This is a genomic window from Pseudomonas sp. GL-RE-26 (assembly GCF_019956275.1).
Taxonomy (GTDB): Bacteria; Pseudomonadota; Gammaproteobacteria; order Pseudomonadales; family Pseudomonadaceae; genus Aquipseudomonas; species Aquipseudomonas grandcourensis.
Map to the genome: position 1 here is coordinate 139,609 of NZ_JAHBDI010000077.1, position 18,974 is coordinate 158,582.

Sequence of the window (18,974 nt, forward strand, 5' to 3'; positions counted from 1 at the left end):
GATCAACCCTCCTTCGCGGGCGTTGGAGCCGATTGACCGCTGTCTTTCAACGCCTTGGTCACTTCCGGCGGCATGTACTTCTCATCGTGCTTGGCCAGCACTTCATCGGCCACGACCACGCCATCGGCATTGAGCTTGCCCAGGGCGACGATGCCCTGCCCTTCGCGGAACAGGTCCGGCAGGATGCCGCGATAAGTGATGGTCACGGATTTGTTGAAGTCGGTGACGACGAACTTCACGTCCAGGGAATCACTGGATCGCTCAAGCGAGCCCTTCTCGACCATGCCGCCGGCGCGAATGCGCGTATCTTGTGGGGCTTCACCGTTGGCGATCTGGGTCGGTGTGTAAAACAGGTTGATGTTCTGCTGCAGGGCGCTCAGGGCCAGGCCGACGGCAGCGCCGACCCCGACCAGGATCGCGAGAATGATGATAAGACGCTTTTTGCGCAGCGGATTCACTTGCCGTTCTCCCGGCGCAGACGACGCGCCTCTTGTTGCAGATACCGCTTGCGGGCCAGGATCGGCGCCGCCACGTTGAGGGCCAAAACCGTCAGGCAGATGCCATAGGCTGACCAGACATACAGGCCATGATGACCCATAGCAATGAAGTCGCCGAATGAAGCAAAACTCATCGAGCGACCTCCAGGCTGTTTTCCACTTCGGCTTTGACCCAACTGGCCCGGGCTTCGCGCTTGAGCACTTCAAGACGCATGCGCAGCAGCAGGACCGCACCGAAGAAACAGTAGAAACCCAACGCCGTCAGCAGCAGTGGCAGCCACATCTCGGCGGGCATCGCCGGTTTTTCGGTGAGGGTGAAGGTCGCGCCCTGGTGCAGGGTGTTCCACCACTCCACCGAGTACTTGATGATCGGGATGTTGATCACACCGACGATCGCCAGCACCGCACAGGCCTTGGCCGCGCTGTCACGATTGCTGATGGCGTTGCCCAGCGCAATGAGACCGAAGTACAGGAAAAGCAGGATAAGCATGGACGTAAGGCGTGCATCCCAGACCCACCACGAGCCCCAGGTCGGCTTGCCCCAGATCGCTCCGGTGACCAGCGCCACGGCGGTCATCCAGGCACCGATGGGCGCTGCGCATTGCAGGGCGACGTCGGCCAGTTTCATTTTCCACACCAGCCCGACGATGCCGCACACCGCCAGCATCACGTAGATGGACTGGGCCAGCATGGCGGCCGGGACGTGGATATAGATGATGCGGAAGCTGTTGCCCTGCTGGTAGTCCGGCGGCGCAAAGGCCAGGCCCCAGACCACGCCAACGCTGATCAGCAGCAACGCCGCGACGCTCAGCCAGGGCAGCAGTTTGCCGCTGATGCCGTAAAACCATTTGGGCGAGCCAAGCTTGTGAAACCACGTCCAGTTCATACTGTTTCCATCACGGTTGCTCTTTACTGTGAAGAGCCAGGGTCTTTACTGGTTATTTTTTAACCAGACCTCATTATTCGCCGACGCTGATCTTCAAGCCAGCGGCTATTGCAAAAGGTGTCAGGGTTATCGCCAGGGCGGTCAGGCTACCAAGCCACAACAGATAACCGGTCGCCGGCATCCCCTGCAAGGCAGCCTGCAAGGCGCCACTGCCAAGGATCAACACCGGGATGTACAACGGCAGTATCAGCAGTGCCAGCAACAGGCCACCGCGCTTCAAGCCCACCGTCAGTGCCGCGCCCACCGCACCGAGCAGGCTCAGTACCGGTGTACCGAGCAGCAACGAAAGCAGCAACACTGGCAGACAGGCGGCAGGCAAACCGAGCATCAGCGCCAGCAAAGGCGCGAGCAAAACCAGTGCCAGGCCGGAAAAAGCCCAGTGTGCCAGCACCTTGGCCAAAACCAGAAGAGCCAGGGGGTGCGGCGAAAGGACCCACTGCTCGAGGGATCCATCCTCGAAATCACTGCGGAAAAGCCCGTCCAGCGAGAGCAAAACCGATAAAAGTGCCGCGACCCAGACCAGTCCCGGAGACAAGGTTTGCAACAATTGAGACTCGGGTCCGACCGCCAACGGGAACAGGGACACGACGATGGCGAAGAACACCAGCGGATTGGCCAGTTCTGCCGGACGGCGGAACAGCAGACGAGCCTCGCGGGCGACCAGCAGGCCGAAAACACTCATACGGCCCAGCTCCCAAGATCGATGTCGCGATAACCGGCCGGCATCCGGCTCAGCGTGTGATGAGTGGTCAACACCACCATGCCGCCGCGCTCGCAGTGGCCGGCCAGATGAGATTCAAGCTGTGCCACGCCCTGCTTGTCGAGGGCGGTAAAGGGTTCATCGAGGATCCAGAGCGGCGGACTGTCCAGATACAGGCGCGCCAGGGCAACGCGGCGCTGCTGACCGGCAGACAGGGTGTGGCAAGGCACATCCTCGAATCCGCGCAGGCCGACCGCGGCCAGCGCCTGCCAGATCGCCTCGTGGGTCGCCGGATGATGCAAGGCGCACAGCCAGCTCAGGTTCTCTTCCGGCGTCAGCAAATCCTTGATCCCGGCCGCGTGGCCGATCCACAGCAGGTTGCGCGCCAGCTCACCGCGTTGTTCGTTCAGCGGCTGACCGTTGAGCAGCACCTGACCGGCGGTCGGCTGCATCAGCCCTGAGAGCAGGCGCAACAGGCTGGTCTTGCCGCTGCCGTTGGGGCCACTGATTTGCATCATTTCGCCACTGGCCAGTCTCAAATCGAGATTTTCGAAGAGCAGCCGAAGGTCTCGCTCACAGGCAAGGGCAACGGTTTGCAGGACAGGACTGGTCAAGGGTTCACGGGCCTTATACGGTTCAAGTCGGCTCTGGCGCGGCCGTTAAAGAGATGCAGCATAGATGCAATGACGTCTTGTTCTAGAGAGCTGCGTCAAACAATTGCAAAGTTTTCGCCATTTTTGGATACAACGGCGCGGCATTATACATGCCATGCCTTACTCTAAAGAGTGCATTTTCCTCAGGTTGTGACCGCGTATGACAGGCGAAATGAACATCCTCCCGCTACCGCAAACCCTCCCGGCGACGTCACGCCCGCAGGTGGTCAGCGGCGAGCTGCTAAAATTGCTGACGCCGGTGGAGGGGTTGATCAGCGTCGGTCAAACCGCCCAAGCCGAAGTGTTGTCGCTCAAGCAGGCGGACCAGACTTTCCAGATGCTGCTCAAGGTCACCCTCGACAGCGGCCGCCAGACCACGGTCCAGACCACCAGCAATCAACCGCTGGCCCAGGGCACCACGCTGCTCGTCAGCCAACCCTCGGCCGGCAACCTGGCCGTGACGGTGCAACAGGCCATTGCCTCCAATGTCGCCACCCTCACCCGCCTCGACACCGCGCAACTGCCCTTTGGCACTCTGCTGCAGGGCAAAGTGCTGACCTCGCAAGTGCTGCCCCAGGTGCCCGGCCAGCCCATGGTGTTTCGCTCGATGGTGGGCCTGCTCAACACCGCACTGAGCGGCAGCACCCTGAGCATCGACAGCCCGCAGCCCTTGCGCATCGGCACCTTGTTGAGCGCACAGGTTCAGGACGCCCAGACCGTGAAGTTCATGCCCCTGAGCAGCCGACAGGAACAACTGGCGGTGACCCGGCAACTGGTCGACCAGCAAAGCCGCCAGGGGTCGCTGGACGGTTTGCTCAAGCTCCTGCAGAATCTTGCGCCCTCGGACCAGACATCCGTTGAATTACGCAACGTCGCTGCCCGGTTGCTCGCCGGCCTGCCGGATGTTCAACAGTTGAGCACCCACAAGGGCCTGGCCCAGGCCCTTGCCAGCAGCGGTGTGTTTCTCGAAAGCAAACTGCTGACCGGGCAAAACCCGACACTCGCGCCGGACATGAAGGGCGACCTGCTCAAACTGGTTGCGCAGTTGAGTCAGGGCTTGCCGGCCAACACCAGCCTCGGCGCGATCATCGCCGCCAACACTCTGGCCCAGGCCATGCCGAACTTTGTCCGCAATGCCCTGGGCATGCTCGGCCAAGTCAGTGCCAAGCCGTCGCCGACCGGTTTCCCGCTGCCCGAACGCCAGTTGCAAGGCGCCGATGGTGAAAACGACCTCGAACACCTGCTTCGCCTGGCCGCCGCCGCGGTTTCACGCCTGCAAAGCCATCAACTGTCGAGCCTGGAACAAACCGGCGTCACCGCCGACGGACGGCTGATGAGCACTTGGCAGCTGGAAATCCCGATGCGCAACATGCAGGACATCGTGCCCTTGCAGGTCAAATTCCAGCGTGAAGACTCCCCCGAAAAAGAACAGCCGAAGGAACGTCGCGAAGAACGCGAACCCAAGCAACAGCTGTGGCGTGTGGAGCTGGCCTTTGCCATGGAACCTTTGGGGCCGCTGCAAATCCAGGCGCAACTGATCAAGGGCAGCCTCTCCAGCCAGCTCTGGGCCGAGCGGCCTTACACCGCGAACCTGATCGAAAGTAACCTGAGCGGGCTGCGTGACCGCTTGCTGTCCGCCGGCCTGAACGTCGGCGATCTGGACTGCCACCTCGGCACACCGCCCCAAGGCCCGCAAACCCGCCTCGAACAACGCTGGGTCGACGAAACCGCATGAAAAACCCCAACGCCCCACGCCAGGCCATCGCCCTCAAATACGACGGCACCCACGCCCCCACCCTCACGGCCAAGGGCGACGAAGCGCTGGCGGAAGAAATCCTGCGCATTGCCCGCGACTGCGAAGTGCCGATCTACGAAAACGCCGAGTTGGTGAGGCTGCTGGCGAGGATGGAGCTGGGGGACAGCATTCCGCAGGAGCTCTATCTGACGATTGCCGAGATCATTGCGTTTGCGTGGAGTTTGAAGGGGAAGTTTCAGGCGGGGCAGGATCCGAATGCGCTGATGGTCGAGAAGGACATTACTGAGCGCGGCGACGACTACTGATACGTTCAGTCGTTGCCCGTCCATCGCTACTGTCAGATCTGACAGTAGCGAGCATGCCTGTTTGAATATTGAATGATGCTTGTAGCGCCAGTGCTACTTCACGGGCTACACGCCCTGTACCCGTGAGCCCATCCCTCCAGGACTGGTCATCGTCATGAAAATCAATGTTCAAACACCTGCTGATAACACACCCTTTCTTGATCCGTCATTTGGACAAAACGGGAAAATAATACACATGTTTCCTGGTACCACTACCTCCCATGTCGCTGGTATGGCGATGAATGCAAACGGAAAAATCATCGTAAGCGCAACGACCTATGGCAACGATGATCAACAGTTTGGCCTGATGCGGTTAAATGAAGACGGCAATGTCGATACACAGTTTGGCGGAAGTGGTTCAAGTGGATATATCAGAGGTAACTTCTTGCCTGGAGTCAGGGCACTGGGCGGTGGGGTTTCAGTTCTGCCGGATGAAAAAATCCTGTTGTCGGGCTTCAATTACGGTGAACAGGGGTACCAGCATGTTTTGGCACGCTTTAATGACGATGGAACACCTGACACGGAGTTTGGTAAAAACGGGCAGATCATCATTGATCTTCCATTAACCGAACCACTTTCAAGAACCCAGCACAACGAACATGCACCCACGGCTTTCAGCATAGCGGACAGTGCGACAGTCCAATCCGATGGAACGATATTGTTGACTGTGCACGCTGCAGTTAAAGGTCAAGACGGATACGGGATTGTCATGCGGTTCCTGGCGAATGGCGTGCTCGATACAAGCTTCAACAATAGCGGGTCCGTAAAACTCAAGTTTGACGGTTATCCCGTAACCCTATCTGGACATGCACTCCAAGCGGATGGAAAGATCCTCGTCTTTGGCGGAGTCCAGAAGGAATTCGAACATGGACTTCTGGCCCGACTTGACATTGACGGGCAACTTGATACCTCATTTGGCGCTGGCGGATTTACAACTATCAGCTACCCAAAACACTTAATCCACTGCAATCAAGTCTCCATAAAACCGGATGGGCGACTAGTCGCTATAGGCATTGCTTACACTTATGCTGAAGACGGCTTGGGAACCAACGACTGTATGGTGATGGGTTTTACAACAGACGGTAGACCCGACACCGCGTTCAATGAAGGCAAACCAGTTATTACACAACCCAGACCGAAAGACTGCTACTGGTTGGGGGGAGCGTCATCAATCGATGACACCACGACGACTATCGGTAATGCTCATGGACGGAGCGGTAGTGGACACAAAAGTGAGTTCCTCGTAGGCCGCTACCTGGCAAATGGGCGTCTGGATCTTCGCTTCGCCAATGGCATTGGATGGAGAACGATCTCAGTGTTTGGCATTGAGGATGCCGCGAAAACCTATGCATTGTTGCCCGACGGGAAACTATTGATAGCTGGAAACAGTTGGGTGTCTACAAGCCACCAAATGTCATTCGTTCGACTCGCGAATGGCCGAAGAGGACAAATCGCTATAAAAATCGCCCGAAAGCTCGAACAGCGTTCGGACGATCTTTGATCTGCGTTTTAGTTTCTATGCAACTTGCTCATCAACTCCGCCTCCGCCTGGGTCAAGCCGCAGGACTGGGTCAGTTCGTTGACGCTGGCACCCATCCCGACCAGTCGCGCCGCCTGGGCGAACGACAGGCTGGTGGGATCGCGCTGTTCCAGCTGAACGAGTTTGTCCGGCAATGGCGCAACGATCGCCCGCAGTTCATACAGGTCTTCGCCCATGCGCACATTGCCGTTCTGGTAGTCGTCGACGCGCTTGGCCAGGTCCTTGATGCGCTGATCACGCTGCGCATCACCCTTGGCCTGTTGCGCGGCGATCTGCTTTTGACCGCGAATGTACGCCAGGAACATTGCCAGCGTGCCTGCCCAAAACAGGAACAGGACAATGACCGCAACCTCGAGAATCAATCAGATACTCTCCAGTTCCGACCATTCTTCTTCGCTCATCATCTTGTCGAGCTCGACCAGGATGAGCAATTCGTTGTTCTTGTTGCACACGCCTTGAATGAACTTGGCGGACTCTTCGTTACCCACGTTCGGCGCGGTTTCGATTTCCGACTGACGCAGGTAAACCACTTCGGCCACGCTGTCGACCATGATCCCGACAACCTGCTTGTCGGCTTCGATGATGACGATACGGGTGTTGTCGCTGATCTCGGCATTCATCAGGCCGAAGCGCTGGCGGGTGTCGATCACGGTGACGACGTTACCGCGCAGGTTGATGATGCCCAGCACGTAGCTCGGGGCGCCCGGGACCGGGGCGATTTCGGTGTAGCGCAGGACTTCCTGGACGCGCATCACGTTGATGCCGTAGGTCTCGTTGTCCAGCTTGAAGGTGACCCATTGCAGGATCGGATCTTCGGAACCTTTTGCCGCCGTTGCCTTGTCATTCATACCCTGACCCCTCAAGAAACCGCCCTGGCGGTGTGTGTTCTGTGCAACATCATCAGAGTGACGTCGCCTGTTTTGTTTATTTGACTGATGTCGGTTTGTGGCCCGGCTTGCTGCCAGACATGTGCTTGGCGCCGCCACTTGCGATCAACTCGGCCAATGAGGCGACATCGAGCAAGGCGCACATGTGTTCAATCACCGTGCCGGCGAGCCATGGCCGCTGACCTCGATGACTTCTCCATTTGATTTCATTCGGGTTCAGGCGCAACGAACGGCTGACCTGATGCACCGCCAGCCCCCACTCGTAGCCTTGCACCGAAATCACGTATTGCAGGCCCTGCTTGAAATCGTCGCGGTAACGGTCGGGCATGACCCAGCGCGCGGTATCGAGCACCTTGAGGTTGCCGGCCTGGCTCGGCAGGATGCCCAGGAACCACTCCGGTTGGCCGAACAACGGTGTCAACTCGTGACCGGCCAGGGAGTAAATCGACCCCAGGCACACCAGCGGCACCGCCAGGGTCAAGCCGGCGACATCGAACAGCAGGCACTCGAAGGGTTCGGCAGCCCAGGATGGACGACCATCGGTTTCCACCGGTGGCGGCGTATTGCTCAGCGGCAGGTGCACTTCGACGACGGGAGGCACCAGCGCCTGAGGCTCCTCGATCACCGGAGCCACCAGCGCTACCGGCTCTTCAATGACTGGAGCCACCAGGGTTTGCAACAGCGGCGCGAGGGTCGAAACCGGCACCAGTACGGGTTCCGGGGCTTCGACCACGGCTACGGGAGTCTTTGCCAAAGGCGCGACCACCGGCGCGGCGGCCACTGCGGTTTTCTGTGCGTCCCGGGCCTGCTCTTCGAGCACCGCGGCCTGGAACTCGTCCAACACCGCTTGCTCTTCGATGACTTTCACCGCTTCGACAACCTCAACAAGCGCCTCGATCTCAGGCGCGAAGTCCTCGGTTGCGTCTTGCAGCAGGCTGTCCAGATACGACTGCAACGCCAGTTGCGGGCGCGATGTCGTCTTCACTGGCCGATTCATTGGCACACCTGCGCGGGCGCTACGGGCATTGGGCTCATGTCACGCCACCTGCGCAACAAGTTGCGCCGCCAGCAGATGCTTGAGCAACGCGCGGTAAGCGAGAACGCCTCGGCTCTTGCCATCGAATTGCGAAGGCGTCAGACCGGCGCGGCTGGCATCGCGCAGGCGCGTGTCCACCGGGATGTAGCCTTGCCAGATTTCCTCGGGGAATTTGTCGCGCAGCACGCGCAACGTTCCGAGGGACGCCTGGGTGCGGCGGTCAAACAGGGTCGGCACGATGGTGAAGGGCAATGCCTGTTTGCGCGAGCGGTTGATCATCGCCAGGGTGTTGACCATACGCTCCAGGCCCTTGACCGCCAGATGTTCGGTCTGCACCGGGATCACCAGTTGCTGGCTCGCCGCCAAGGCATTGACCATCAGCACGCCGAGCAAGGGCGGGCTGTCGATCACGGCGTAATCGAAGTCTTGCCACAGTTGCGCCAGGCTCTTGGCAATCACCAGGCCCAAGCCACTCTGCCCCGGCGACTGGCGCTCAAGGGTGGCCAGTGCGGTACTGGAGGGCAACAGGGAGATGCGTTCGTCACTGGTCGACAGCAGCAGTTGACCCGGCAGGCCTTGCGGCACGCTGCCCTTGTGCAGGAACAGGTCGTAGCTGCTGTGCTCCAGGGCGTCGGGATCGTAGCCGAAGTAACTGGTCATCGAGCCGTGGGGGTCGAGATCGACTACGACCACCCGCTTGCCCGCCTCCGCCAGTAAACCGGCTAAAGCGATGGAGGAAGTGGTTTTACCGACACCACCCTTTTGATTGGCGACTGCCCAGACTCTCATTCGGATTGTTCCTCCCGGCCGAATGGATCGACCGAGAAATAGCTCAACGTGTTAATGCGGGTGACGGAGAATTGACGGCGCTCTCTCGTACCGGCGACTTGACCGGTGTCGGTGCAGTTTGTGTGCCAGCACGCTTCAATGCGGCATCCGGTTGCGCATGGGCGGTTCCGGTGCCGGTCAGGCTGCGGCGAACATCGAGGTTGCGCGACACCACCAGCACCACGCGACGGTTGCGGGCGCGGCCTTCAGCGGTGGCGTTGTTGGCCACCGGCTGAAACTCGCCGTAGCCCACCGAAGCCAGGCGACCGGGGTTCACCCCCTGCATCGCCAGCATGCGCACGATGCTGGCCGAGCGGGCCGAGGACAGCTCCCAGTTGGTCGGGTACTGCGCAGTGCGGATCGGTTGATCGTCGGTGAAACCTTCGACATGGATCGGGTTGTCGAACGGCTTCAGGATCGCCGCGACCTTGTCGATGATGTTGAACGCGATGTCGCTGGGCATGGCGTCGCCGCTGCCAAACAACAGGCTGGAATTGAGCTCGATCTCGACCCACAACTCATTGCCGCGCACGGTCATCTGGTTGGAGCTGATCAGGTCACCGAACGCCGCACTGATGTCGTCGGCGATGCTTTTCAGTGGATCGCTGGCACCGGCAACACCGGCATCGACCTGGTCACTGTCCTTGACCAGCGGCTTGGCCGGGGTCACGGTCTTCGGCCGCTCGTCACCGATGGGGATCGGCTTGAGCGAACGATCGGAATCAGTGAAGACCCCGATCAGCGCTTCGGAAATGACCTTGTACTTGCCTTCGTTGATCGAAGAGATGGAGTACATCACTACGAAAAAGGCGAACAGCAAGGTGATGAAGTCGGCGTAGGAAACCAGCCAACGTTCATGGTTTACATGTTCATCATGTTGTCGACGACGAGCCATGATCAGGGCCTGCTCACAGTAAATGATGCAGCGCGTTGGCGCTGTGATTGTGCCAGGTAAGGCGCGTGACGCCGAGAATGGCTTCTCCCTTCTCAAGTCGCGCAACGCAGCCTGGCGCAATCACAGCGCCAACCCGAAGGGCAGCGCCCTGCGCGCCGCAATACGTCGTTACTCGTCGTTCATTTGAAACAACCAAACCTCTCTCCTCGTGCCTAGTCTTGCGGCTCGCAGGGCGCTGCGCGCTCCATCATTTACTGTGAGCAGGCCCTGTACTCCCTTAATCCATGAAGCCCTGGAGCTTCAACTCAATGGAGCGTGGGTTTTCACCTTCGGCGATCGACAGGAGCCCTTCCAGCAACATTTCGCGATAACGCGACTGGCGCAACGCGATGGATTTGAGTTTGGCGGCGATCGGCAACAGCACCAGGTTGGCACTGGCCACGCCGTAGATGGTGGCGACGAAGGCCACGGCGATACCGCTACCCAGTTGCGACGGATCGCCCAGGTTGCCCATGACGTGAATCAGGCCCATCACCGCACCGATGATGCCGATGGTCGGCGCGTAACCGCCCATGCTTTCGAAGACCTTCGCGGCTTCGACATCGCGGCTTTCCTGGGTGTAGAAATCCACTTCGAGAATGCTGCGGATCGCTTCCGGCTCGGCGCCGTCAACCAGCAGTTGCAGGCCTTTACGCGCGTAGTTGTCGGGCTCGGCGTCGGCGATGCCTTCAAGGCCCAGCAGGCCTTCCTTGCGGGCGGTCAGGCTCCAGTTCACCACGCGGTCGATGCCACCGGCCAGGTCGACACGGGGCGGAAACAGGATCCAGGCGAGGATCTGCATGGCGCGCTTGAAGGCACTCATCGGTGATTGCAGCAACGCGGCGCCAATGGTGCCGCCGAGCACGATCAGCGCTGCCGGGCCGTTGGCCAGGGCGCCGAGATGACCGCCTTCAAGGTAGTTGCCGCCGATGATCGCGACAAAGGCCATGATGATGCCAATCAGGCTTAGAACATCCATCAGATACAGGCCTCGACCAGGTGCTTGCCAATGTCGTCCAGGCTGTACACCGCGTCGGCGAGTTCAGCTTTGACGATGGCCATCGGCATGCCGTAGATCACGCAACTGGCTTCGTCCTGCGCCCAGATCGAACTGCCGCCTTGCTTGAGCATGCGCGCGCCTTCGCGACCGTCGGCGCCCATGCCGGTCAGGACCACCGCCAGAACTTTGTCACCGTAGGTCTTGGCTGCCGAACCAAAGGTGATGTCCACGCACGGCTTGTAGTTGAGACGCTCGTCACCCGGGAGGATTTTCACCGCGCCGCGGCCGTCGATCATCATCTGCTTGCCACCCGGCGCCAGCAGCGCCAGGCCCGGACGCAGGATGTCGCCATCCTCGGCCTCCTTGACGCTGATGCGGCAGAGCTTGTCCAGGCGCTCGGCGAAAGCCTTGGTGAAGGCGGCCGGCATGTGTTGGACCAGCACGATCGGGGCCGGGAAGTTGGCCGGCAACTGGGTCAACACTCGCTGCAGGGCGACCGGGCCGCCGGTGGACGTACCGATGGCCACCAGCTTGTAGGCTTTGCGTTTCGGCGCGGGCGACGACGCGGTGGCCCCATGCGTACGTGCAGGGATCGGTGCCGGAGCCGGACGCACGGGCGCGCTGCTGCCGTAACTGCCGATGCTCGAAGGCGCAGGTGTTGGAGCAGGTGCGGCCACAGGGGCCGGAGCGCTGTAAGTGCTGACGCGCCGATTGCTGCGCGAGATGCTCAGGATCTTTTCGCACAGCAGTTGCTTGACCTTCTCGGGGTTGCGCGAGATGTCTTCGAAATTCTTCGGCAGGAAGTCCACCGCGCCGGCATCCAGCGCATCGAGGGTGACCCGGGCGCCTTCGTGGGTCAGCGAGGAGAACATCAGGACCGGGGTCGGGCAGCGTTGCATGATGTGCCGCACGGCGGTGATGCCGTCCATCATCGGCATCTCGTAGTCCATGGTGATCACGTCGGGCTTGAGGGCCAGTGCCTGATCGATCGCCTCTTTGCCGTTAGTCGCCGTACCGACAACCTGGATATTGGAATCCGCTGAAAGAATTTCCGAGACGCGGCGGCGGAAAAACCCCGAATCGTCCACCACCAGGACTTTGACTGCCATAAACACTCCATTAGATGGAGCGAGGCCAGGCGCCCCGCTCCACCAGAATCAAATACGCCGTGTGGCGTAACGCTTGAGCATGCTCGGAACATCGAGAATCAGCGCGATGCGGCCGTCACCGGTGATGGTGGCGCCGGACATGCCCGGAGTTCCCTGGAGCATTTTGCCCAATGGCTTGATGACCACTTCTTCCTGGCCCACCAGTTGATCGACGACAAAGCCGATCCGCTGAGTGCCCACCGAAAGGATCACCACATGGCCCTCGCGCTGCTCTTCGTGAGCGGCGGAGCTGACCAGCCAGCGTTTGAGATAGAACAATGGCAACGCCTTGTCCCGCACGATCACCACTTCCTGGCCGTCCACGACGTTGGTGGTCGACAGGTCGAGGTGGAAGATCTCGTTGACGTTCACCAGCGGGAACGCGAACGCCTGGTTGCCGAGCATGACCATCAGTGTCGGCATGATCGCCAGGGTCAGCGGCACCTTGATGACGATCTTCGAACCCTGGCCCTTGGCCGAGTAGATGTTGATCGAGCCGTTGAGCTGGGAGATCTTGGTTTTCACCACGTCCATGCCCACGCCGCGACCCGATACGTCGGAGATCTCGGTCTTGGTCGAGAAACCCGGGGCGAAGATCAGGTTGTAGCATTCAGTGTCGCTCAGACGATCGGCGGCATCCTTGTCCATCACACCGCGCTTGACCGCGATGGAACGCAGGACATTCGGGTCCATGCCTTTGCCGTCATCGGAGATCGACAGCAGGATGTGATCGCCCTCCTGCTCGGCCGCCAAGATGACCTTGCCGCCCCGGGCCTTGCCCGAGGCTTCGCGTTCTTCCGGTGATTCGATGCCGTGGTCGACCGCGTTGCGCACCAAGTGGACCAGCGGGTCGGCCAGGGCCTCGACGAGGTTCTTGTCGAGGTCGGTTTCTTCGCCAACCAGTTCCAGGTTGATCTCTTTCTTGAGCTGGCGAGCCAGGTCGCGAACCAGGCGCGGGAAGCGCCCGAAGACTTTCTTGATCGGTTGCATCCGGGTCTTCATGACCGCGGTCTGCAGGTCGGCGGTGACCACGTCGAGGTTCGACACAGCCTTGGACATGGCTTCGTCGCCGCTGTTGAGGCCCAGGCGGACCAGGCGGTTACGCACCAGCACCAACTCGCCGACCATGTTCATGATCTCGTCGAGACGCGCGGTATCGACGCGCACGGTGGTCTCGGCTTCGCTCGCCGGTTTTTCCGCAGGAGGCGCGGCCGGGGCGCGGGCAGCAGCCGGTGCAGCAGCGACCACAGGGGCCGGTGTTTCGGCTTTTGGCTCAGGAGCCTTGGCCACGGGTTTCGGCGCCACAGCCTTGACTGCCGGTGCCGCAACCGAGGCGTTGGCGCCGGTTGCCGTTCCAGCCGTTGCGCCCACTTCTGTGAACTTGCCTTTGCCGTGCAATTCGTCGAGCAGCGCTTCGAACTCGTAATCGGAAATCAGATCGCTGCCCGCCGCCACCGCGCTTGGTGCTGCGGCTGCAGGCACCGAAGCAATGGCCGACTCCAGCGCCTCGACAGCAAAGTTACCCTTGCCGTGCAGTTGGTCGAGCAGTGCTTCGAATTCGTCGTCAGTAATATCGGAACTGTCGCCCGCCGCTTTCGGGGCTTCTGGCGCAGCCGGTGCCGGGACCACCGCATCGACGGCGAACTGGCCTTTACCGTGCAGTTGATCGAGCAACGACTCGAACTCGGCATCGGTGATTTCATCGCTGCCAGCGGCATTGCTGGCAGGCGCTGGAGCAGCCGCCGGGGCCTCGGCCTGGGCCTTGACGGCGTTCAGCGAGTCCAGCAGTTGTTCGAATTCATTGTCGGTGATATCGCCCGATTCGGCTTCAGCCACAGGCGCTTCGACCAAGGCGGCGACAGGTGCGGCAGCCACCTCGTCAGCCGATTGCGGCTCGGCCAGACGGGCCAGCGCCGCGAGCAGTTCCGGTGTCGCGGCCGTGATCGGGCTGCGTTCGCGGACTTCGCTGAACATGCTGTTCACCGCGTCCAGCGCTTCGAGAACCACGTCCATCAGTTCTGAGTCGACGCGACGTTCACCCTTGCGCAGGATGTCGAACACGTTCTCGGCGATGTGGCAGCACTCCACCAGCTCGTTGAGCTGGAGGAAGCCGGCGCCCCCTTTTACAGTGTGAAAACCGCGAAAAATTGCATTGAGCAGATCCGCATCATCCGGACGGCTTTCCAGCTCGACCAGTTGCTCGGACAGTTGCTCTAGAATTTCGCCGGCCTCAACCAGGAAATCCTGAAGGATCTCTTCATCGGCGCCGAAGCTCATTAAGGGGGGTGCTCCTACAGGTCTAAAAACCCAAAAAACCTAAAATTCTAAAACTCTAAAATCCCAGGCTGGATAACAAATCGTCCACATCGTCCTGACCGGACACAACGTCTTCTCTCTTATCGGCATGAATCTGCGGACCTTCACCCTGAGAGAGATGTTTTTGTGGATCTTTTTCAGCAAGCATCGCTTCACGGTCATGTTCGATGCCCGCAAAGCGGTCCACCTGACTGGCCATCAGCACGAGCTTGAGCAGGTTGCTTTCAACTTCAGTGACCAACTGGGTCACACGCTTGATCACCTGGCCCGTGAGGTCCTGGTAATCCTGGGCGAGCAGGATGTCGTTGAGGTTGCCCGACACCGCGCGATTGTCCGTGCCGCTGCGCGTCAGGAACCCGTCTACCCGCCGGGCCAGTTCACGAAACTCTTCGGCGCCGACTTCGCGACGCATGAAGCGCCCCCAGTCCGCGCTCAACACCTTGGCTTCATCCGCCAGGCCATTGACCAGCGGCGTGGCACTTTCCACCAGATCCATGGTGCGGTTGGCCGCAGCCTCGGTCAGCTTGACCACATACCCCAGGCGCTCGGTGGCGTCGGTGATCTGCGACACTTCTTCGGCTTGCGGCATGTGCGGGTCAATCTGGAAATTGACGATCGCGCTATGCAGTTCGCGAGTGAGCTTGCCCACTTCCTGATACAGGCCGCGGTCACGGGTCTGGTTGAGCTCATGGATCAATTGCACCGCGTCGCCGAACTTGCCTTTTTCAAGGCTCGCGACCAATTCGACGGCGTGTTTTTTCAGGGTCGATTCAAAATCGCCCAATGAAGTTTCGTTATTGCCCATAGCTCCCCCGTGGCGCACTCATCAACCGATGCGTTCGAAAATCTTCTCGATTTTTTCTTTCAACGCCTGGGCCGTGAAGGGCTTGACCACATAGCCGTTAACGCCGGCCTGGGCCGCTTCGATGATCTGCTCGCGCTTGGCTTCAGCGGTCACCATCAGCACCGGCAGGTGCTTGAGCTTTTCATCGGCACGCACGTGGCGCAGCAGATCGATACCGGTCATGCCAGGCATGTTCCAGTCCGTTACCAGAAAGTCGATGCTTCCGCTGTTGAGCACCGGGATGGCGGTAGTGCCATCGTCGGCCTCGACGGTGTTGGTGAACCCAAGGTCACGCAGCAGGTTCTTGATGATCCGCCGCATCGTTGAGAAGTCATCAACGATGAGGATTTTCATGTTCTTGTCCAATTCGACCTCCAAGCAGTCTTAAACGCGCCCAGCACCTGAACGCGCCATTTCAATCAATCCGGCAAAGCACTCAATGACTGTCTGGAGCACAACAGATCGCGACCGGCGCAGTTCAACACCACACCAGCCTCGTTCGCAGTGTCCCCACACTGCCTTCAGCGCGCTCGCCACTCCCCCAAACGCCCCCGCAAACGGGCCGCGCACTGGCTGTGTAACTGGCTGACCCGCGATTCGCTGACCCCCAGGACCTCACCGATTTCCTTGAGGTTCAACTCTTCGTCGTAGTACAGCGCCAACACCAGTCGCTCACGCTCCGGCAAATTGGCAATCGCATCCGCCAGCGCAGCCTGGAAGCGTTCATCTTCCAGATCGCGTGACGGCTCGAGATGAGCACTCGCGCCATCCTCGTGCAGCCCTTCGTGTTCGCCGTCCTGCAACAGGTCGTCGAAACTGAACAGCCGGCTGCCCAGGGTGTCGTTCAAAATCCCGTAGTAATCATCGAGACTCAATTGGAGTTCGGCCGCAACTTCGTGATCTTTAGCGTCACGGCCGGTTTTAGCTTCAATCGAGCGAATGGCATCGCTGACCATGCGCGTATTGCGGTGAACCGAACGTGGCGCCCAATCCCCCTTGCGCACTTCATCGAGCATGGCGCCGCGGATTCGAATGCCCGCGTACGTCTCGAAACTGGCGCCTTTGCTGGCGTCATATTTGGTCGACACTTCAAGCAGGCCGATCATCCCGGCCTGGATCAGGTCTTCGACCTGGACACTGGCCGGCAAACGCGCCAGCAAGTGGTAGGCAATGCGTTTAACCAGCGGCGCGTAACGCTCGATCAGCTCGTACTGCGCATCACGTGCCGACTTCTTGTAGAGGTTGTAGCCGCTGGCTGTCATAGAACAGGTCCTGCTGTCTGCTGCACGAGCCGCTCGACGAAAAACTCCAGGTGCCCGCGCGGGTTGGCAGGCAGCGGCCAGGTATCGACCTTCTGCGCGATGGCCTTGAACGCCAGCGAGCACTTGGAACGCGGGAAGGCCTCGTAGACGGCGCGCTGCTTCTGCACGGCCTTGCGCACGCTTTCGTCGTAGGGCACCGCGCCGACGTATTGTAGGGCGACGTCGAGGAAGCGATCCGTGACCTTGGTCAACTTGGCGAACAGGTTGCGTCCTTCCTGCGGGCTCTGGGCCATGTTGGCCAGGACGCGGAAGCGGTTCATGCCGTAGTCGCGGTTCAGCAACTTGATCAAGGCATAGGCATCGGTAATCGAGGTCGGCTCGTCGCACACCACCAGCAGCACTTCCTGGGCTGCGCGAACGAAACTGACTACCGATTCACCAATGCCCGCAGCGGTGTCGATCACCAATACGTCGAGGTTGTCGCCGATATCACTGAAGGCCTGGATCAGACCGGCGTGTTGGGCGGGGCTCAGATGCACCATGCTCTGAGTGCCGGATGCGGCCGGAACGATACGGATGCCGCCGGGTCCCTGCAGCAGTACATCGCGCAGTTCGCAGCGGCCTTCGATCACGTCGGCCAGGGTACGTTTGGGTGTCAGGCCCAGCAGAACGTCGACGTTCGCCAGTCCCAGGTCGGCGTCCAACAGCATGACGCGCCGGCCAAGCTCGGCCAAAGCCAGGGACAAGTTCACTGACACATTAGTTTTCCCGACGCCACCTTTGCCGCCGGTCACCGCGATCACCTGTACGGGATGCATGCTGCCCATGTTATTTCTTTACCTTGTCTTGCATAGACGGAGGCCACATTACTGGCTGCGCGTTCACAAACGGAACAATGCATGGCAGACCATCGATGTAGGTACAAAAACTGTTCATTATTACCTCAGCCAACCTGCTTGGTCGGGCTGTGGTAGATGTCAGCGAACATGTCAGCCATGGCTTCTTCGCTGGGTTCTTCCTGCATTTGCACGCTCACGGCGCGACTGACCAATTGATGACGGCGCGGCAGATGCAAATCATCCGGGATCCGCGGGCCATCGGTCAGGTAAGCCACCGGCAGTTCATGACTGATGGCAAGGCTCAACACCTCGCCCAGACTGGCCGTTTCATCCAGTTTAGTCAGGATGCAGCCTGCGAGCCCGCAACGCTTGTAACTGTGATAAGCGGCCGTTAGAACCTGTTTCTGGCTGGTGGTTGCCAGGACCAGATAATTTTTCGAGCGGATGCCACGACCGGCCAGGCTTTCGAGCTGCATGCGCAGGGCCGGATCGCTGGCCTGCAGGCCGGCGGTATCGATCAGCACCACGCGTTTGCGCAGCAAGGGTTCCAGCGCCTGCACCAGGGACTGGCCCGGATCGACGTGGGTCACCGACACATTAAGAATGCGCCCCAGGGTCTTGAGCTGCTCCTGGGCACCGATGCGGAAGCTGTCCATGCTCACCAGCGCAATGTTCTGCGCGCCGTACTTGAGCACGTAACGGGCAGCCAGCTTGGCCAGGGTGGTGGTCTTGCCCATGCCGGCAGGGCCGACCATGGCGATCACACCGCCCTCTTCCAGCGGCTCGACTTCCGGGGTAACGATCATGCGCGCCAGGTGCGCCAGCAACATGCGCCAGGCCTGACGAGGCTCTTCGATTTCAGTGATCATCCCCAGCAGGTCGCGCGACAGCGGGCCGGACAGGCCGATGCGTTGCAGGCGACGCCAGAGGTTGGCCTGGTCCGGACGGCTGCCTTGCAGCTGATTCCAGGCCAGGGAGCCTAACTGGACTTCCATGAGTTCGCGCAGGCTGTTGAGTTCGAAACGCATCGAGTCGAACGCCCGCGGGTCCACACCACCGGACGCTGGCGCAGCGGCTGGCGCGGGGCGACGGGGTTCGGCGTAGGTCGGCTCGATCAGCGGTTCGGCGGCGGTCAACGGCAAGCCGGCGAACAACTGGCGATTGGTTGCATTGTCGCTCTCGCCATCGCCACGCAGGCTCAATTCGGCCTGGGCGGTGACGATCCGCGACTGAGTCTTGCGCAGTTCGTCTTCGAGCTCCATGTTCGGAACCCGCGGCGCCAGCGCCGACAATTTGTAATCCAGCGCCGCCGTCAGTTCGACCCCCCCGGCGATCCGGCGGTTGCCAATAATGGCCGCATCAGCGCCCAGCTCATCGCGAACCAGCTTCATGGCCTGACGCATATCGGCGGCGAAAAAACGCTTAACTTGCATAAACCACTACC

At 60.3% G+C, this 18,974-nt stretch carries 21 protein-coding genes; 3 read left to right on the forward strand and 18 right to left on the reverse strand.

Annotated elements, in window-relative coordinates:
• Window positions 1–2: 2 nt before the first annotated feature.
• The 5 genes from ccmE to ccmA form a co-directional block, all read right to left on the reverse strand.
• Entirely contained in the window at window positions 3–458 is a 456-nt protein-coding gene (gene ccmE, locus KGB07_RS27280; protein ID WP_046037679.1) for a cytochrome c maturation protein CcmE, read from the reverse strand.
• On the reverse strand, window positions 455–631 hold the full coding sequence (gene ccmD / locus KGB07_RS27285; protein ID WP_007983322.1) for a heme exporter protein CcmD: 177 nt from the start codon (window positions 629–631) through the stop codon (window positions 455–457). The genes ccmE and ccmD overlap by 4 nt, the downstream gene beginning before the upstream one ends.
• Window positions 628–1,383: a heme ABC transporter permease gene (locus KGB07_RS27290; protein WP_046037680.1), complete on the reverse strand. Its 756-nt coding sequence runs from the start codon at window positions 1,381–1,383 to the stop codon at window positions 628–630. The genes ccmD and KGB07_RS27290 overlap by 4 nt, the downstream gene beginning before the upstream one ends.
• 73 nt (window positions 1,384–1,456) lie before the next feature.
• Window positions 1,457–2,125, reverse strand: a complete 669-nt coding sequence (ccmB, locus tag KGB07_RS27295; protein WP_007980754.1) for a heme exporter protein CcmB — start codon at window positions 2,123–2,125, stop codon at window positions 1,457–1,459.
• Window positions 2,122–2,757, reverse strand: coding sequence for a cytochrome c biogenesis heme-transporting ATPase CcmA (ccmA, locus tag KGB07_RS27300; protein ID WP_046037681.1), 636 nt, complete (start codon window positions 2,755–2,757; stop codon window positions 2,122–2,124). Before ccmA ends, ccmB begins: the two co-directional genes overlap by 4 nt.
• Window positions 2,758–2,956: 199 nt before the next feature.
• On the opposite strand from ccmA, the gene KGB07_RS27305 reads away from it, so the two are divergent.
• From KGB07_RS27305 to KGB07_RS27315, 3 genes are all read left to right on the forward strand, one after another.
• Entirely contained in the window at window positions 2,957–4,531 is a 1,575-nt protein-coding gene (locus KGB07_RS27305) for a flagellar hook-length control protein FliK (RefSeq protein WP_223467193.1), read from the forward strand.
• Window positions 4,528–4,857 carry an EscU/YscU/HrcU family type III secretion system export apparatus switch protein gene (locus KGB07_RS27310; RefSeq protein WP_046037683.1) on the forward strand — a complete coding sequence of 110 codons (330 nt, stop codon included), beginning with the start codon at window positions 4,528–4,530 and terminating at the stop codon, window positions 4,855–4,857. The genes KGB07_RS27305 and KGB07_RS27310 overlap by 4 nt, the downstream gene beginning before the upstream one ends.
• A 154-nt stretch (window positions 4,858–5,011) precedes the next feature.
• Entirely contained in the window at window positions 5,012–6,397 is a 1,386-nt protein-coding gene (locus KGB07_RS27315) for a delta-60 repeat domain-containing protein (protein ID WP_080925242.1), read from the forward strand.
• An 8-nt stretch (window positions 6,398–6,405) separates the two neighbouring features.
• On the opposite strand, the gene KGB07_RS27320 is transcribed toward KGB07_RS27315, so the two are convergent.
• The 13 genes from KGB07_RS27320 to flhF form a co-directional block, all read right to left on the reverse strand.
• On the reverse strand, window positions 6,406–6,798 hold the full coding sequence (locus tag KGB07_RS27320; protein ID WP_046037685.1) for a DUF2802 domain-containing protein: 393 nt from the start codon (window positions 6,796–6,798) through the stop codon (window positions 6,406–6,408).
• Window positions 6,799–7,284: a chemotaxis protein CheW gene (locus KGB07_RS27325; protein WP_007980742.1), complete on the reverse strand. Its 486-nt coding sequence runs from the start codon at window positions 7,282–7,284 to the stop codon at window positions 6,799–6,801. It lies immediately after the preceding gene.
• A 76-nt stretch (window positions 7,285–7,360) separates the two neighbouring features.
• On the reverse strand, window positions 7,361–8,320 hold the full coding sequence (locus KGB07_RS27330; RefSeq protein WP_046037686.1) for a CheW domain-containing protein: 960 nt from the start codon (window positions 8,318–8,320) through the stop codon (window positions 7,361–7,363).
• Between the two features lie 39 nt (window positions 8,321–8,359).
• Window positions 8,360–9,148, reverse strand: coding sequence for a ParA family protein (locus tag KGB07_RS27335; protein ID WP_046037687.1), 789 nt, complete (start codon window positions 9,146–9,148; stop codon window positions 8,360–8,362).
• A gap of 43 nt (window positions 9,149–9,191) precedes the next feature.
• Window positions 9,192–10,082, reverse strand: a complete 891-nt coding sequence (motD, locus tag KGB07_RS27340) for a flagellar motor protein MotD (RefSeq protein WP_046037688.1) — start codon at window positions 10,080–10,082, stop codon at window positions 9,192–9,194.
• Between the two features lie 277 nt (window positions 10,083–10,359).
• Window positions 10,360–11,100, reverse strand: a complete 741-nt coding sequence (locus KGB07_RS27345) for a flagellar motor protein (protein ID WP_223467195.1) — start codon at window positions 11,098–11,100, stop codon at window positions 10,360–10,362.
• Entirely contained in the window at window positions 11,100–12,230 is a 1,131-nt protein-coding gene (locus KGB07_RS27350) for a chemotaxis response regulator protein-glutamate methylesterase (RefSeq protein ID WP_223467197.1), read from the reverse strand. The genes KGB07_RS27345 and KGB07_RS27350 overlap by 1 nt, the downstream gene beginning before the upstream one ends.
• A gap of 48 nt (window positions 12,231–12,278) precedes the next feature.
• Window positions 12,279–14,546: a chemotaxis protein CheA gene (locus KGB07_RS27355; protein ID WP_223467199.1), complete on the reverse strand. Its 2,268-nt coding sequence runs from the start codon at window positions 14,544–14,546 to the stop codon at window positions 12,279–12,281.
• 55 nt (window positions 14,547–14,601) lie between these two features.
• Window positions 14,602–15,390 carry a protein phosphatase CheZ gene (locus tag KGB07_RS27360; RefSeq protein ID WP_046037692.1) on the reverse strand — a complete coding sequence of 263 codons (789 nt, stop codon included), beginning with the start codon at window positions 15,388–15,390 and terminating at the stop codon, window positions 14,602–14,604.
• 21 nt (window positions 15,391–15,411) lie between these two features.
• Entirely contained in the window at window positions 15,412–15,783 is a 372-nt protein-coding gene (locus KGB07_RS27365) for a chemotaxis response regulator CheY (RefSeq protein ID WP_003183998.1), read from the reverse strand.
• Window positions 15,784–15,950: 167 nt separating this feature from the next.
• Window positions 15,951–16,691: an RNA polymerase sigma factor FliA gene (gene fliA / locus KGB07_RS27370; RefSeq protein ID WP_007894214.1), complete on the reverse strand. Its 741-nt coding sequence runs from the start codon at window positions 16,689–16,691 to the stop codon at window positions 15,951–15,953.
• The gene (gene fleN / locus KGB07_RS27375) at window positions 16,688–17,518 is read right to left on the reverse strand and encodes a flagellar synthesis regulator FleN (protein ID WP_007975361.1); all 831 of its coding nucleotides are present in this window, start codon (window positions 17,516–17,518) and stop codon (window positions 16,688–16,690) included. Before fleN ends, fliA begins: the two co-directional genes overlap by 4 nt.
• A gap of 116 nt (window positions 17,519–17,634) precedes the next feature.
• Window positions 17,635–18,963 (reverse strand): flagellar biosynthesis protein FlhF, encoded by a 1,329-nt coding sequence (gene flhF, locus KGB07_RS27380; RefSeq protein ID WP_046037693.1) that lies wholly within the window; start codon window positions 18,961–18,963, stop codon window positions 17,635–17,637.
• Window positions 18,964–18,974 lie beyond the last annotated feature (11 nt).

What these genes read in the sequence shown, in the direction of transcription:
- ccmB (WP_007980754.1), bottom strand. Translation starts at nt 2,125, where the DNA reads ATGAGTGTTTTCGGCCTGCTGGTCGCCCGCGAGGCTCGTCTGCTGTTC.
- KGB07_RS27315 (WP_080925242.1), top strand. Translation starts at nt 5,012, where the DNA reads ATGAAAATCAATGTTCAAACACCTGCTGATAACACACCCTTTCTTGAT.
- KGB07_RS27310 (WP_046037683.1), top strand. Translation starts at nt 4,528, where the DNA reads ATGAAAAACCCCAACGCCCCACGCCAGGCCATCGCCCTCAAATACGAC.
- motD (WP_046037688.1), bottom strand. Translation starts at nt 10,082, where the DNA reads ATGGCTCGTCGTCGACAACATGATGAACATGTAAACCATGAACGTTGG.
- fleN (WP_007975361.1), bottom strand. Translation starts at nt 17,518, where the DNA reads ATGGGCAGCATGCATCCCGTACAGGTGATCGCGGTGACCGGCGGCAAA.
- KGB07_RS27345 (WP_223467195.1), bottom strand. Translation starts at nt 11,100, where the DNA reads ATGGATGTTCTAAGCCTGATTGGCATCATCATGGCCTTTGTCGCGATC.
- KGB07_RS27350 (WP_223467197.1), bottom strand. Translation starts at nt 12,230, where the DNA reads ATGGCAGTCAAAGTCCTGGTGGTGGACGATTCGGGGTTTTTCCGCCGC.
- ccmD (WP_007983322.1), bottom strand. Translation starts at nt 631, where the DNA reads ATGAGTTTTGCTTCATTCGGCGACTTCATTGCTATGGGTCATCATGGC.
- KGB07_RS27290 (WP_046037680.1), bottom strand. Translation starts at nt 1,383, where the DNA reads ATGAACTGGACGTGGTTTCACAAGCTTGGCTCGCCCAAATGGTTTTAC.
- KGB07_RS27355 (WP_223467199.1), bottom strand. Translation starts at nt 14,546, where the DNA reads ATGAGCTTCGGCGCCGATGAAGAGATCCTTCAGGATTTCCTGGTTGAG.
- KGB07_RS27365 (WP_003183998.1), bottom strand. Translation starts at nt 15,783, where the DNA reads ATGAAAATCCTCATCGTTGATGACTTCTCAACGATGCGGCGGATCATC.
- KGB07_RS27325 (WP_007980742.1), bottom strand. Translation starts at nt 7,284, where the DNA reads ATGAATGACAAGGCAACGGCGGCAAAAGGTTCCGAAGATCCGATCCTG.
- fliA (WP_007894214.1), bottom strand. Translation starts at nt 16,691, where the DNA reads ATGACAGCCAGCGGCTACAACCTCTACAAGAAGTCGGCACGTGATGCG.
- KGB07_RS27330 (WP_046037686.1), bottom strand. Translation starts at nt 8,320, where the DNA reads ATGAATCGGCCAGTGAAGACGACATCGCGCCCGCAACTGGCGTTGCAG.
- KGB07_RS27335 (WP_046037687.1), bottom strand. Translation starts at nt 9,148, where the DNA reads ATGAGAGTCTGGGCAGTCGCCAATCAAAAGGGTGGTGTCGGTAAAACC.
- KGB07_RS27305 (WP_223467193.1), top strand. Translation starts at nt 2,957, where the DNA reads ATGACAGGCGAAATGAACATCCTCCCGCTACCGCAAACCCTCCCGGCG.
- flhF (WP_046037693.1), bottom strand. Translation starts at nt 18,963, where the DNA reads ATGCAAGTTAAGCGTTTTTTCGCCGCCGATATGCGTCAGGCCATGAAG.
- KGB07_RS27360 (WP_046037692.1), bottom strand. Translation starts at nt 15,390, where the DNA reads ATGGGCAATAACGAAACTTCATTGGGCGATTTTGAATCGACCCTGAAA.